At 69.7% G+C, this 12,658-nt stretch carries 10 protein-coding genes; 3 read left to right on the top strand and 7 right to left on the bottom strand.

Translation table 11 applies throughout. The features are described 5' to 3' along the window. Nucleotides 1–71: 71 nt before the first annotated feature. From truB to ACFRAQ_RS08290, 5 genes are all read right to left on the bottom strand, one after another. A complete protein-coding gene (gene truB / locus ACFRAQ_RS08310) occupies nt 72–1,109 on the bottom strand; it encodes a tRNA pseudouridine(55) synthase TruB (protein ID WP_379095996.1) in 1,038 nt (345 codons plus the stop codon). Next, the gene (gene npt / locus ACFRAQ_RS08305) at nt 1,109–1,783 is read right to left on the bottom strand and encodes a 4'-phosphopantetheinyl transferase Npt (protein WP_379100154.1); all 675 of its coding nucleotides are present in this window, start codon (nt 1,781–1,783) and stop codon (nt 1,109–1,111) included. The genes truB and npt overlap by 1 nt, the downstream gene beginning before the upstream one ends. A gap of 151 nt (nt 1,784–1,934) precedes the next feature. Next, nucleotides 1,935–2,876, bottom strand: coding sequence for a metallophosphoesterase family protein (locus ACFRAQ_RS08300; protein ID WP_379100152.1), 942 nt, complete (start codon nt 2,874–2,876; stop codon nt 1,935–1,937). A 99-nt stretch (nt 2,877–2,975) separates the two neighbouring features. Next, nucleotides 2,976–5,438, bottom strand: a complete 2,463-nt coding sequence (locus ACFRAQ_RS08295; RefSeq protein WP_379095993.1) for an Ig-like domain repeat protein — start codon at nt 5,436–5,438, stop codon at nt 2,976–2,978. A 27-nt stretch (nt 5,439–5,465) separates the two neighbouring features. Continuing rightward, entirely contained in the window at nt 5,466–7,148 is a 1,683-nt protein-coding gene (locus ACFRAQ_RS08290; RefSeq protein WP_379095990.1) for an Hsp70 family protein, read from the bottom strand. Between the two features lie 50 nt (nt 7,149–7,198). On the opposite strand from ACFRAQ_RS08290, the gene ACFRAQ_RS08285 reads away from it, so the two are divergent. From ACFRAQ_RS08285 to ACFRAQ_RS08275, 3 genes are all read left to right on the top strand, one after another. Continuing rightward, nucleotides 7,199–7,717, top strand: coding sequence for a nucleotide exchange factor GrpE (locus ACFRAQ_RS08285; RefSeq protein WP_379095987.1), 519 nt, complete (start codon nt 7,199–7,201; stop codon nt 7,715–7,717). 68 nt (nt 7,718–7,785) lie between these two features. Then, entirely contained in the window at nt 7,786–8,574 is a 789-nt protein-coding gene (locus tag ACFRAQ_RS08280) for an SDR family NAD(P)-dependent oxidoreductase (protein ID WP_379095984.1), read from the top strand. Beyond that, nucleotides 8,571–9,716: a Rieske 2Fe-2S domain-containing protein gene (locus tag ACFRAQ_RS08275; protein ID WP_379095981.1), complete on the top strand. Its 1,146-nt coding sequence runs from the start codon at nt 8,571–8,573 to the stop codon at nt 9,714–9,716. Before ACFRAQ_RS08280 ends, ACFRAQ_RS08275 begins: the two co-directional genes overlap by 4 nt. Before the next feature lie 18 nt (nt 9,717–9,734). On the opposite strand, the gene ACFRAQ_RS08270 is transcribed toward ACFRAQ_RS08275, so the two are convergent. Beyond that, nucleotides 9,735–11,159, bottom strand: a complete 1,425-nt coding sequence (locus ACFRAQ_RS08270; protein ID WP_379100150.1) for an MATE family efflux transporter — start codon at nt 11,157–11,159, stop codon at nt 9,735–9,737. A 756-nt stretch (nt 11,160–11,915) separates the two neighbouring features. Beyond that, nucleotides 11,916–12,524, bottom strand: coding sequence for a nitroreductase family deazaflavin-dependent oxidoreductase (locus ACFRAQ_RS08265; protein ID WP_379095979.1), 609 nt, complete (start codon nt 12,522–12,524; stop codon nt 11,916–11,918). Between the last annotated feature and the right edge of the window lie 134 nt (nt 12,525–12,658).

The following is a 12,658-nucleotide window of genomic DNA, read 5'->3' as shown; positions in this document are numbered from 1 at the left end:
ATTCCATGGTGCCGCCCGATCGCTCACGCGGGTAAGCGATTGGGCGGCAACAGGTCAGAGGTTGGGCAGTGTCAGAGGTTGGCCGGTCGGACGACCATCACGGACGAGGCGCGTTTGCCGGACTCCTGGAGGAGGGCGATGGCGTGGCCGGCGGGGTCCAGGGCCGCGTAAACGCCTGGGATACCGACCGGTTCGAGCCAGCGGCCGTTGCGGAGGTCGTTCGCCTGGGCGTCGGTGATGTCGCGGACCGGGAAGGCGGTGCGGACCGCGGTGTCGATGTCCAGGTTCAGGACCGCCTCACCCGCCTCGGCGGCGGCCTCGACCTGGGCCAGGCTGCGGGCGTGGTCGAGGGTGAAGGGGCCGACCGCGGTACGGCGCAGGGCCGTGAGATGACCTCCGACGCCGAGCTTGTCGCCGAGGTCGCGGGCCAGGGCGCGAATGTAGGTGCCCGAGGAGCAGTCCACCGCGACATCGAGGTCGACGAAATGGGTGTCGCCGGTGTCGATGTCGCGGCGGGCCAGGATGTCGAAGCGGCTGACTGTGACCGGGCGGGCCGCCAGTTCCACGTCCTCACCGGCGCGGGCGCGGGCGTAGGCGCGCTCGCCGTTGACCTTGATGGCGCTGACGGTGGCGGGGACCTGTTGGATGTCGCCGGTCAATTCGGCTACGCGCGAGGCGATCTCGGCGTCGGTGAGGTGTGCTGCCGCCGCGGTGGCGGTGACCTCGCCCTCGGCGTCGTCGGTGATGGTGGACTGACCCAGGCGGATGGTGGCCGTGTACGACTTGGTGGTCAGGATGAGCTGGCCGAGCAGCTTGGTGGCGCGTTCCACGCCCAGCACCAGCACGCCGGTGGCCATCGGGTCGAGGGTGCCCGCGTGGCCGACCTTCTTGGTGCGCAACAGCCTTCGGCTCTTGGCGACCACGTCGTGGCTGGTCCAGCCGCCCTCCTTGTCGACGATCAGCAGGCCGCCGAGGGCGTCCACCAGGGGCGGCAGCTTCTCCCGCTTGGGACCGGCCGGGCCGCGACGCTTCGCGCCGCTGCGCCCGGTGTCCGCCGAACCGGATTCCGTCGGTGTCGCGGCGTCCACCGCGATCGGTTCCTCGCCCATCAGGCCGTCACGATCGCGGTGAGGATGAGGCCGTCGCTGACGACCCAGCGGCCGTCGAAGGACGTCAGCGGAGTGCCGCCGTCGGTGACGGGGCCGGGGATCAGGAGGTCGCTGTGGAAGGTGCCCGCGCCGCCGTCGGCGGACTCCTCGTCCACGGTGAAGGTGATGTGGGCGTCCTCGAACCCGAGCCACAGGCCGGTGAGGGGGAACCACGCTTTGTAGGTGGCCTCCTTGGCGCAGAACAGGAGCCGGTCCAGGTGCAGGCCGGTGCCGGGGAGCACGGCGGAGAGCCACTCGCGTTCGGGCTCGAGGCTGACCGAATCCAGGACGCCGTCCGGGAGTTGACCGTGCGGTTCGGCGTCGATGCCGATCGAGCGGAAGCGGAGTTTGTGGCCCAGGGCCGCGGCGCGATAGCCGTCGCAATGGGTGAGGCTGCCGACGATGCCGCGCGGGAACACCGGTTCGCCGGTGCCGCCCTTGCCGATGGCGACCGCGGGCTCACCCAGCTGGGTCAGGGCCTGCCGGGCGCAGTAGCGGGCGCCGATGAAATCACGGCGGCGCTTCTCGACCGCGCGGGCGATCAGATGCTCCTCGCCGGGATGCGGTTTCAGATCTTCCGGGTAGGCCGTCAGCTCGGCCGCCGCGACCCCGCTCGGGAGAATTCTGCCGAGTATGCGCGCCGACTCCGTCGCCGCGACTGCCCGCTCCTCGATGACCCGCCTCCTGCTCGCTTCCACCAACTGCCGAATCGAGCCTACCGGGCAGGCCGGTCACGAACCGCTTCGCGCGGACCTGCGCGGCCCGGCCCGGCCTTGCCGCGACGGATCAGACCAGGCCGCGACGGCGTTCGGCCTGCTCCTTCATCTTCACCGCGGCCGCCTGCATCTCCGGGGTGATCTTGAAGTGGCCGCCCCACTCGTTGAGGGTGTCGCCGTAGTCGGGGACCGGCAGGATCTGGCGCAGCAGCTTGTCCGGCAGGCCGCGGCGCTGCCACTCCCGCGGATAGCCGAGCGACACCTCCTCGAAGCGGACGCCGTCGTACCAGGTGGTGCGTGGAATGTGGAGGTGGCCGTAGACGGCGCAGACCACGTTGTAGCTGGTGTGCCAGTCCGCGGTCAGGTCGGTGCCGCACCACAGGGAGAACTCCGGGTACCACATCATGTCGACCGGCTTGCGCAGCAACGGGAAGTGGTTGATCAGGACCAGCGGAGTGTCGGCGGGCAGCGCGTCGAGGCGGCGCTGGGTGTACTGGACGCGGGCGTGACACCAGGCGTCGCGAGTCAGGTACGGCTCGGCCGACAGCAGGAACTCGTCGGTCGCCACCACATTGCGGTCCCGGGCGATGGCCAGGCCCTCGGCCTTGGTCTTCGCGCCCTCCGGCAGCCACGAGTAGTCGTAGAGCATGAACAGCGGGGCCAGGGTGACCGCGCCACCGAACTCCTCCGCGCCCGCGCCCTCCCACACCGGGAACGGGTCCTCCGGCGTGACGACGTCCAGATCGCGGCACAGCGACACCAGGTAGTCGTAGCGGGCCGCGCCGTGCATCTGCACGGGATCCTTTGCGGTGGTCCACAATTCGTGATTGCCGGGCACCCAGATGACCTTGGCGAAGCGGCCGCGCAGCGTCTGCAGGGCCCAGCGGATGTCATCGGTCTTCTCGCCGACGTCCCCGGCCAGGATCAGCCAGTCCTCGGCGGAATCCGCGTGGATCGCCTCCACCACCGGCTTGTTGCCCTGATGACCGACATGGATGTCGCTCACCGCCATCAACTTCGGAATCACCCGGTTCCGCCTTCCTGTTCACGACCGTCCTGGCAGCAACCATCCCGGCCTCCACCAGATTCCCACGCGCGGGAGAAACCGGCGTCACCGCACCCAGCGAAGGCGAGCCGCGGCGCCGAATCCGGCCGCGACGGTGAGAGTTCCGGACGGCTCCCGGCGACACGACGCCACCGCCACATGGCAGGGGCGCGGGATCTCGGCGGGGATACGGACGCCGCCCTCGATCTCGTAGCGCATATTGGTGACCTTCCAGCGCCGCGCCCGAGGGTCATCGGGGTCGATCGGCGGAGCGTCGGCACGGGCCACGACCATGACCTCGGTGATGCCGGTCGGCCATTGGAAGACCAGCAGGCCATCGCGCTCGGCCAGGCCGCGCACGGTCGGCAGGCCGCTGGGCTCGGCGTCCGGTGAGGCGGACGCGCGATCCCCGGCGGAACCGGTGGCAGTCGAACTCCCCACGGATCCACCCGCCGTCGAGCTCCCTGCGGAACCCGCCACCGTCCGGCTCCCGGTGGCGGACGCATCGCCGCTGCGATGTCCGCCTGACGCCGCGGCTCCCGCACCGGCAGCAGTCCGGTCCGAGCGGGTCATGTCCGAGGCGCGGCCCGAGATCGAGGCGACCACGCCGTACACCGGCACCGGTCCGGCGGGTGCGCCGCCGTCCTCCATCGCCACGCCGCGAGTGCGGCCGACCACGCGCCAGGAACCGTCGGCGAGCAGTCGGGTGATTCGGTACTCGGCCTGGTCGGTGGTGGACGGGGTCCAGGTGATCACGACCGTGCCGTCCGGTTTGCGGCTGACGGTGACGTGCTCGGGCGCGGCGACCCGGAGTTCGGCCAGAGCCGCTCGGGCCTCGGCGTGGTCGGCGCAGACCTCGAGGACTGCGCGCACCGCCTGCATGCGCAGGCCGGGATCGGCGGGGAGGGCCTCGAACAAGCGACCCGCCTCGATCACGGCGGCCCGCGCACGCCCGATCAGCAGTTCCCGGCTCGCCCCGCGGGGGTCGGGATTCGCGACATCGGCGGCTCGTCGGTCCAGGAAGTCCAGGTGCTCGGCCAGCGCCTCCACGAATCGCCGCCCCGCACAACAGGACACGGCGGCGCGCCAGTGCACGACCGCCTCGGCGAGCACTCGCTCGACGTCCTCCCCCACCGCGCGCACCGAGCGCGCCGCCGCCGCGTCATCGCCGACCAGCCGACGGGCGTCGGCGATGAAAGCCGCCGCCTCCTTGGGCTTTCCGGCCCGCAGTGATGCCCGCGCCGCCCGCAACGCGGCCTCCCAGGGCCGCCCCGACTGGGTCGTGCCGTCGTAAGGCGTCCGCTGCCAGTGCTCCGGCTCGGGCGCACCGGGGGCATCCGCCGCGCCCTGCGGTGGCACCGCGCCTTCCGAAGACCACTGTCCACCACCGGTTCCGGCCGCACCGCCGGCGGTTCCGGCGCCGACCGGCGCGGCACCAGCACCGTCCGCCGGGGTTCGTGCCGCGCCGGTCGGGTAGTTCGACGATGGTGTGGCGGAGTCCGTGTGGGTCGAGTCGGTCGGCCGGGGCCCGGCGGCCCGGTGTTCGTGGCCCTCGACAGTCGTGCCGAGTTCATCGGCGAGGGCGATCAGGACGCGCTCGGCGTTGGCGCGGTCGAGTCCGCCGGCGATGGCCACGCCGAGCAGGTAGTCGAAATCCGGTGCCACCAGCAGGTCTTCGACGAGTACGGCCGCGCGGACCTGGGGGCGCAGCTGGTCGGTGACGGTTTCGGTGATGGTCAGCAGATAGGCGTCGACCAGCGGGCCGCCGGGCTCGAGCAGATCGCCGATGTGGATGAGGAGCTCGTCGAGGACCACGCGCAGGCGGCCGGGCGGGAGTTCGCGGGTGCGGGCGCGCAGGGCCTCGGCGCGCAGGCGGATCTCGTTGCTGCGGTGGGCCGCCGAGAAGTCCATGTCGAGCAGTGACAGCAGGGTGGGCACCGGGTCGCCGGCGATGAGCCGCTCGTATTCGGCCAGCAGCGACCGGATCTGGCGGCGGCGCTCGGTACTCAGCGCGGGCGCGGCCGGGGGCGGCGGCGCCGCCGGGGCCTCGTCGATGATGCGGTGGCGGCGCACCCGGGCGGCGACCTCGGCGACCGTCAGACCGCCCAGGCGGCCGATGTCCTCGAGGCCCGCGATCTTCCCGGCGGGAATGCCGTTGTGCCGCTGGATCAGTCGCTCGATGGCGGCATCGAGCATCTCGTAGCGTTCGGCGTCGCGACGGTCACGCAGCTGCTTGACCCGATCGGCCTCGAGCAGCCGGGAACCGGTGTGCAGCAGCGGCTCGGACAGGTCCTGATGCGCCTCGACCAGCAGCCCGGCCAGCACCCGGAACTTGGGGTGGTCGCGCAGCTTCTGCCACAGCGCCCACACCTGCTCGACCCGTGCGGCGACGTCGGCGTCACTCAGCCGGGGCGCGTCGGCGAGCGGAATGTCGTACAGCTCGAAGGCATCCGACTCCGCGAGGCCGCCGCGGCGTTCGACGGCGGCGAGGACGCGTTTGCGATAGTCATTGGGATCGAAGGCGTGCATGGCTTTTCGTCGGAGAGCGTATACCGGTCAGGAATTGCGGCGGCGGGTGCGCTGCAGCTGATCCAGCTCGCGCTCCACATCCGCCTGCGACAGGGTGGCCCCGGTCTGCACCGACAAGGTCAGCGGCAGATCGGCGTCCACATGGTAGGCCGTCACGTGCAGCACACCGTCGAATCCCATCTCGAAGGTCACCCGGACTTCACTACCCTCCGGATACCCCGGCGGAATATCACGAATCCTGCCCTCCACCAGCACCTTCGTGTCCTCGGGCCGGGTCGAGGCCGCCTGCCCCTGCTGCTCGACGATGGTCAGCTCGATCTGCTCCTGGTTCGCGCGCACCGTGCCGTAGGAGCGCCGCACCTTGATCGGCAACGTCTGATTGCGATGCACCAGCCAGCTCGCCGCCAGCCCGTTGAACGGATCCAGCGCCAGCACCCCGAATCCGCGCGACACCACGGTGTCCACCTGGATCTCGATCATGCGGCGCACCAGGCTCACCGGCTGGCCGAAGGATGCGGCCACCCGCGCCAGCGAGCCCTCCAGGTCGCCGGGGTCGGCGTCACCGAGCGCGGCGCCGTCACGCAGCCGCCCGCGGGTCACCAGGTCCGCGGCCACCAGCCGCTCCATCTCCAGCTTCTCGCCGTACAGCGCGGCGCCGCGCGCCACCGACAGGTCGGGGTCGCGGAGTTCGCCGGTGAGCCCGAATTCCTTCCGCAGCTGCTCGGCCACCATCGGCATGCGCGAGGAGCCGCCGACCAGCAGCAGCCGGTCCACCTGCCGCACTCCGCGCTTCTCGGCGGCGGCCAGCACCGCCTTGGTCAGGTCCAGGGTGCGCCGCATGAGCGAGGCGGTCAGCGATTCCAGATCGGAACGGGTCAGCGGGATCACCGCCCGCGCGCCGTCGTGCGCGATCACCACCTCGGTGTCCTCGGCGGCGGTGAGCTCCTGTTTGGCCTGTTCGGCGGCCAGCACCAGCAGCTGGGAGCCGACCGAATCGTCCAGGGGGTCTTCGGCATCGGGGTTGGCCGTGCAGAACTGCCGCGAGAGATACAGCGCCAGCCGCTCGTCCCAGTCCGCGCCGCCGAGCTGATGGTCGCCCTCCACGGCGAGCACCGAGATGCGGCGGTCGGCCAGCTCGATGACGGTGGCGTCGAAGGTGCCGCCGCCGAGGTCGTAGACCAGCACCGTCTCGCGCGCGGGTTCCTTGCCGAGTTCGATGCCGCCGTCCAGGCGCCCGAAACCGTAGGACAGCGCGGCCGCGATCGGCTCCGAGAGCACGCCCGCCACATCGAATCCGGCGTAGGTTCCTGCCTGGATGGTGGCGCGGCGCTCCTCGTCACCGAAGTAGGCGGGCACCGTGATGACCGCGCGCCGCACCGGTTCGCCACCGGAGAACTCGGCATCGGCGGCAAGGCTTTTCAGGATGAGCGCCGACACCGCGGGCGCGGACCACAGCTGCCCGTGCGCGCCGAACCGCCATTCGGCGTCGCCCATGCGGCGTTTCACCAGGGTGCACACATTGTCGGGGTCGAGCCGGGCCTGCCGGCGCGCGCCCTCGCCGACCACATGGTCGGTCGCGGAGGCGAACAGCACAACGGAGGGAACGGTCGGTTCCCCCTTCAATCCGACCAGCACCTGCGGCCGGCCATCTGCGTCGATTGCCGCAATTGCCGAATTCGTTGTGCCCAGATCGATTCCATAGACCCCCATGGACGGCGATGGTAGCAGTCACCGGCGACAGCTGGGTTTATCGTTCGTGCATGAGCGATCCAGCCCCGGCGGCCACGATTCCCCAGGCGCCCCCAGCGACCGCGGAGGAGTCCGCCCCGACTCTCGACCGCATCACCGAACGCATCGACGACCTCGCCCGGGTCATCGCCCGGCAGGCCGCCACCATCGAGCGACTAGCCGACGCCGCCAAACTGAAGATCCGCGACGAGCGCGCCGAGGCCGACGCGCCGCTGCTGCGTGATCTGTTCGCCCTGCACGGGCTGGCGCAGACGTTCGTCTCCACCTCGAATTCGGAACCGGACCGGCAGGGCTTCGAGGCCATCAACCGCCGGGTCGAGCGCATGCTGGCCGAGCGCGGCGGCGAGCTGGTGACACCGTTCCGGGGCACGGCGTTCGATCCGGAGACCATGGAGGCCGCCGAGGTCGCGGGCACCGACGACCCGGACGCCGACAAGACCGTGGAGTCGGTCATCCAGCCCGGCCTGACCATAGGGGATCGCTCCATCCGGCCCGCGAAAGTCGTTGTGCGGCGGTATCGCAGGCCGTAGTCCAGGTCTGGACCCACCCAGAAAACTGACACTTGTTGCATTAAGCGAAGTCGCTTAATCTCGGGTCCATGACCTATTTCACGGCCACCGCGATAGTCACGGGCGCCGCCTCGGGGATCGGGCGCGCGCTCGTGATCCGGCTGCTGGGCCACGGGACGCGCGTCTACGCCGTCGATCGCGATGCGGCCGGGCTGGATTCGCTGGCCGCGAGCAGTTCCGGCGAACTCACCACCCTGGTCGTCGACGTCACCACCCCCGAGGCCCTCGCCGAGGTGGTGGAGCGCGTCATCGCCGACCACGGGCGACTCGACTTCATGTTCAACAACGCGGGCATCGTGGTCGGCGGCGATTTCGCGGACATGACCGACGCGGCCTGGCGCACGATCGTCGACATCAACTTCTGGGGCGTCGTGCACGGCACCCGCCTCGCCTACGCGCGCATGCTCGAACAGGGCGGTGGGCACATCATCAATACCGCCAGCAGCGCCGGCGTCATGCCGGTAGCCCGCTCGACCGCCTACGCCGCCACCAAACACGCGGTGGTCGGCCTGAGCACCTCGCTGCGCGCGGAAGCCGCCGAACACGGAATCAAGGTCAGCGTCGTCTTGCCCGGCGTGGTCGACACCGGCATCTTCGACAATGCCGTGAACCTGCCCGGCTACAACTACCGCGCCAGCATCGACAAGCTGCCCTTCGCCAAGGTGACACCCCTCGACGCCGCCGACGCGATCCTGCACGGCGTGGCGAAGAACAAGCAGTACATCAGCTTTCCGGCCTACAACCGGATCATCATCGGGCTCAATCGACTGCTGCCCGACGTGATGGCGCCGATAATCAATCGCGGAGGACGCAAATGAAGCAGCAGTATCGCAGCATCGATATCGGCGAACCGATGACGAGGTTCGCCCGGGGGTGGCATTGCCTCGGGCTCGCCGAGACCTTCCGGGACGGACAACCACACTCGGTCAATGCCTTCGGCACCAAACTGGTGATCTGGTCCGACAGCACAGGCGATTTGCACGCCCTCGACGGCTACTGCCGGCACATGGGCGCGGACCTCGCCTACGGCAGCGTCAAGGACGACAACATCGCCTGCCCCTTCCACGATTGGCGGTGGCGCGGCGACGGCAAATGCGCCGCCATTCCCTATGCGCGGCGCGTTCCGCCGTTGGCGCGCACCAGGTCCTGGATCACCTGCGAGGAGAACGGGCAGTTCTTCGTCTGGAACGACCCCGAGGGCAATCCCCCGCCGCCCGAGGTCGCCATTCCGCACATCGAGGGCATCGACACCGACCAGTGGAGCGACTGGGACTGGAACTCAGTGCTCATCGAGGGCTCGCACTGCCGCGAGATCATCGACAACAACGTCGACATGGCGCACTTCTTCTATATTCACTTCGCCTACCCCGTGTACTTCAAGAACGTGTTCGAAGGGCATGTGGCGACCCAGTTCCTGCACTCCAAGGGCCGTCAGGACATTCACGCCAAATCCAACTACTCGCAGGAAATGTCGTTGCTGCGTTCGGAGGCCTCCTATTTCGGGCCGTCGTACATGATCAACTACCTGCACAACGACTTCGGCGACAACACCGTCGAGGTGGCGCTCATCAACTGCCACTACCCCGTCACCCACAACTCCTTCATGTTGCAGTGGGGCGTGAGCGTGCAGCGCATCGAGGGCCTGCCGCCGGAGAAATCCGAGAAACTCGCCAAGTCCTTCGGCAAGAGCTTCGGCGTCGGCTTCCTCCAGGACGTCGAGATCTGGAAACACAAGACCCGCATCGACAATCCGCTGCTCACCCAGGAAGACGGACCCGTCTACCAGCATCGCCGCTGGTACGAGCAGTTCTACGTCGACGTCGCCGATATCACGCCGGAAATGACGGCCCGGTTCGAATACGAAGTCGACACCACCCACGCCAACGAGAACTGGCAGGCCGAGGTGGCGCAGAACCTCGAGAAGCAAGCGGCCGCCCAGGCCAACGGCGCCGCCGACTAGCGACTCCGCCGGGACGGATCACGACATCCGTCCCGGCACCTCCGCACCGACGCGGGCCCAGCGGCCCGACAACGCCCGCCACGACACCGTGATCAGGCGCAGGACCAAGAAGGCGACCAGACCGGTCCAGATTCCGCCGATGCCCCAGTCGAATTCGAGCGACAGCCAGATCATCGGAAGGAATCCGAGCAGCGCCGAGCCGAGAGTGGCGTTGCGCAGGAAGGCGGCGTCCCCCGCGCCGAGCAGGACGCCGTCGAGGGCGAACACCACACCGCCGATCGGGATGATCGCGACGAAGAACCACCAAACCACATTGGTGCGGTCCAGCACCGCGGGATCATCGGTGAACAGTCGCGGGATCAGCGAGTGGCCCGCGGCGAAGAACACCGCCAGCACCGTCGCGAACACGGTCGACCAGGCCGTGACCCGCCGGGCCAAACCCTGTGCCCCACGCGCGTTTCCAGCTCCGAGCGCCGCACCGACCAGCGTCTGCGCCGCGATGGCCAGCGAATCCAGCGTCAATGCGATGAAGTTCCACAGCTGCAACACCAGCTGATGCGCCGCCACCGACGCGGCGCCGAACCGTGAAGCCACCGCCGCCGCCGACACGAACGACGCCTGGAAGGCGAGACTGCGCACGATCAAGTCGCGGCCCAGCACCAGCTGCGCCTTCATGATCTCCAGATGCGGCGCGATCGGCACATGCGCCTGCCACAACGCGCGCACGAACAATGCGCCCGACACCGCCTGCCCGGCCAGATTCGCGACCGCCGACCCCTCCAGCTCCAGCCGCGGCGCACCCAGCAGACCGTGCACCAGCGTCGGGCACAACACCCCCGAAACCACCAGCCCCGCAACCACATACATCAGCGGCCGCCGAGTCTGCTGCACCCCGCGCATCCACCCGTTCCCCGCCATCGACAACAGGATCAACGGCACCCCGAACAAGGCGATCCGCACCCACGACTCCGCCGCATCGGCGATATCGGATCCACCGGCGATGGCCCGCGTGATCGGTCCCGCGAACACCTGCACCACCAGCACGATCGCCAACCCCGCCGCCACGGCGATCCAACTGGCTTGCACGCCCTCCACGACCGCCCCGGGCTCATCACCGGCCCCGTGCCGCCGCGCCGCGCGCGCTGTCGTCCCATAACTCAGGAACGTCAGCTGCGAACTGACCTGCGCCAGAATCAAACCCCCGACCGCCAGCCCCGCCAGCGCCAAAGCCCCCAGCCGCCCCACGACGGCCATGTCGAACAGCAGATAGATCGGCTCGGCGACCAGCACACCGAGGGTCGGCACCGCGATCCCGAGAATCCGCCGCGGCCCCGCGGCCGCCGCCTCCGCCCCCCGCGCCGCCACCCGCTCGCGCCTGGCCGCCTGCTCGCCTCCGCCCGGGAGCTCCGGGCCACCGCCGGCCGCTGATTCCCCTCCGGCCATGCTCGCCGCGGCTCGGCCATTTCCGGCCACGGCCGGGGATCCCGGGTCCTCCCCGCCGTCCGCCACGATCTCCGCACCGCTCATCCGCCCACCATCCCATACATGCACGAGCCGAACCGCCCGCCGAGGGCCCTGAGCGGGCAAATATATGGTGCGAGTCCGGGCACCCGCCGACTGCCGATCCACCCCCGAGCTGTCGGCGCTGCATGGCGCACGCCGACGAGATTGTTATGGCTCGCACCGGAAGCCGCGGCCTCGATCAGCGACAGGTACCCCCGAGGTGACAGACCCGGCGTCGGGGCGGGTTGCCAGCAGCTCCGGGCGAGCAGACCGACAGCTCGGGTTCAGCCCAAGGCCGCCTCTTCGATCGAGCTCGCACGTCTATCGTCCGGGCGCGCCTGGCAAACAAAGTGAAATGCGCATGTCCGCATTTGCGCATGCGGGCTGAGCGCAGACCATCGATGCCCGCCATCCCAGTGCCGCGCGGCGAGCTCGGAACATGGATGTTCGCGGTCGGACGACCGACCTTGCCACCGATGTGGATGCCCGCCGCCGCCGGCATCCACGTATCTTGGTCCGCCCACCTGATCAGGTCCAGGTCTGCAACCACCCGAATCAGCTGACACCGTGGAGGTACCGCGCACGATCGGGATCTGCGGGCTGCCCGGCGTCAACCTCGACCCACTGTCCGGATGCGGGATTCGCCTCGCGCCGACCACGGCCGCTTCCCCGGGACAGGGCCGCAGGCAGGCGGTTTCATTCGCGGCGGGAGGCCCACCACAACGCCGCGACGGTGACAGCGGCGGCCGCGAGCGCCGGGCGGGTGTACGGGGATCGAGGGCGGGGCGATGTGGCGGCGCGGATGGCGGCCAGGCGTTGCGGGGTCGGGGTGACGGGGTGGAGTTCGAAGACGCGGAAGGTGCGGCCACCGGAGAGGTCGTGTTCCATTTCGTAGCCGGGCCAGAATTCGACGGCGGTGTCCCAGGCGCGTTTTCGCTCCACGCCGGTGATCTGGGTGACGGTGACCGGGAAACGCCGGCCGCCGACGTGGACGGTGGCGACGGTCGCGGCACGCAGGTTCGCCGACCAGGACGGGTGTTCGGGGCTGCCCCAATTGGATCCGATGAGCAGGATGCTGTCGCCATTGGGGACGTAGAGCAGTGAGGTGGTGCGCGGGACACCGGTCTTGCGGCCGATCACGGTCAGTTCGAGGGAGGGCAGGCCCGCGATGTCGAGGACGCCGTTGCGGCCCCGGGTGATTCGCCGGACCGCGCGGTCGGACGCGAGAATCGTGCCGGATGCGTGCATGACCCAGCGCTGGGTGCCGAGACGGCGGGCGACGCGGGGCAGAACTGTGGACGCCATGGGAATTCCTCACCGGTATCGGGAGTTCCACGAACGCGGTCGCGCATGCCTTCGCCCACTTCGAGAATGCTGAAACGTCCTTGTCATCAAGCGTATTCGCGCGGAAGCCCCCGGACTGTTCCCCCGGCAAGCCG

The organism is Nocardia sp. NPDC056611, assembly GCF_042792755.1.
In the GTDB taxonomy this organism is placed as follows: Bacteria; Actinomycetota; Actinomycetes; order Mycobacteriales; family Mycobacteriaceae; genus Nocardia.
The sequence above is the reverse complement of the archived record's forward strand: the minus strand, read 5'-3'. Positions and strand labels throughout refer to the sequence as shown.

Excerpts from the sequence above, each read along its gene's own strand:
- truB (WP_379095996.1), bottom strand. The coding sequence starts at position 1,109 with ATGGGCGAGGAACCGATCGCGGTGGACGCCGCGACACCGACGGAATCC.
- ACFRAQ_RS08300 (WP_379100152.1), bottom strand. The coding sequence starts at position 2,876 with ATGGCGGTGAGCGACATCCATGTCGGTCATCAGGGCAACAAGCCGGTG.
- ACFRAQ_RS08295 (WP_379095993.1), bottom strand. The coding sequence starts at position 5,438 with ATGCACGCCTTCGATCCCAATGACTATCGCAAACGCGTCCTCGCCGCC.
- ACFRAQ_RS08290 (WP_379095990.1), bottom strand. The coding sequence starts at position 7,148 with ATGGGGGTCTATGGAATCGATCTGGGCACAACGAATTCGGCAATTGCG.
- ACFRAQ_RS08285 (WP_379095987.1), top strand. The coding sequence starts at position 7,199 with ATGAGCGATCCAGCCCCGGCGGCCACGATTCCCCAGGCGCCCCCAGCG.
- ACFRAQ_RS08280 (WP_379095984.1), top strand. The coding sequence starts at position 7,786 with ATGACCTATTTCACGGCCACCGCGATAGTCACGGGCGCCGCCTCGGGG.
- ACFRAQ_RS08275 (WP_379095981.1), top strand. The coding sequence starts at position 8,571 with ATGAAGCAGCAGTATCGCAGCATCGATATCGGCGAACCGATGACGAGG.
- ACFRAQ_RS08270 (WP_379100150.1), bottom strand. The coding sequence starts at position 11,159 with ATGGCCGGAGGGGAATCAGCGGCCGGCGGTGGCCCGGAGCTCCCGGGC.
- ACFRAQ_RS08265 (WP_379095979.1), bottom strand. The coding sequence starts at position 12,524 with ATGGCGTCCACAGTTCTGCCCCGCGTCGCCCGCCGTCTCGGCACCCAG.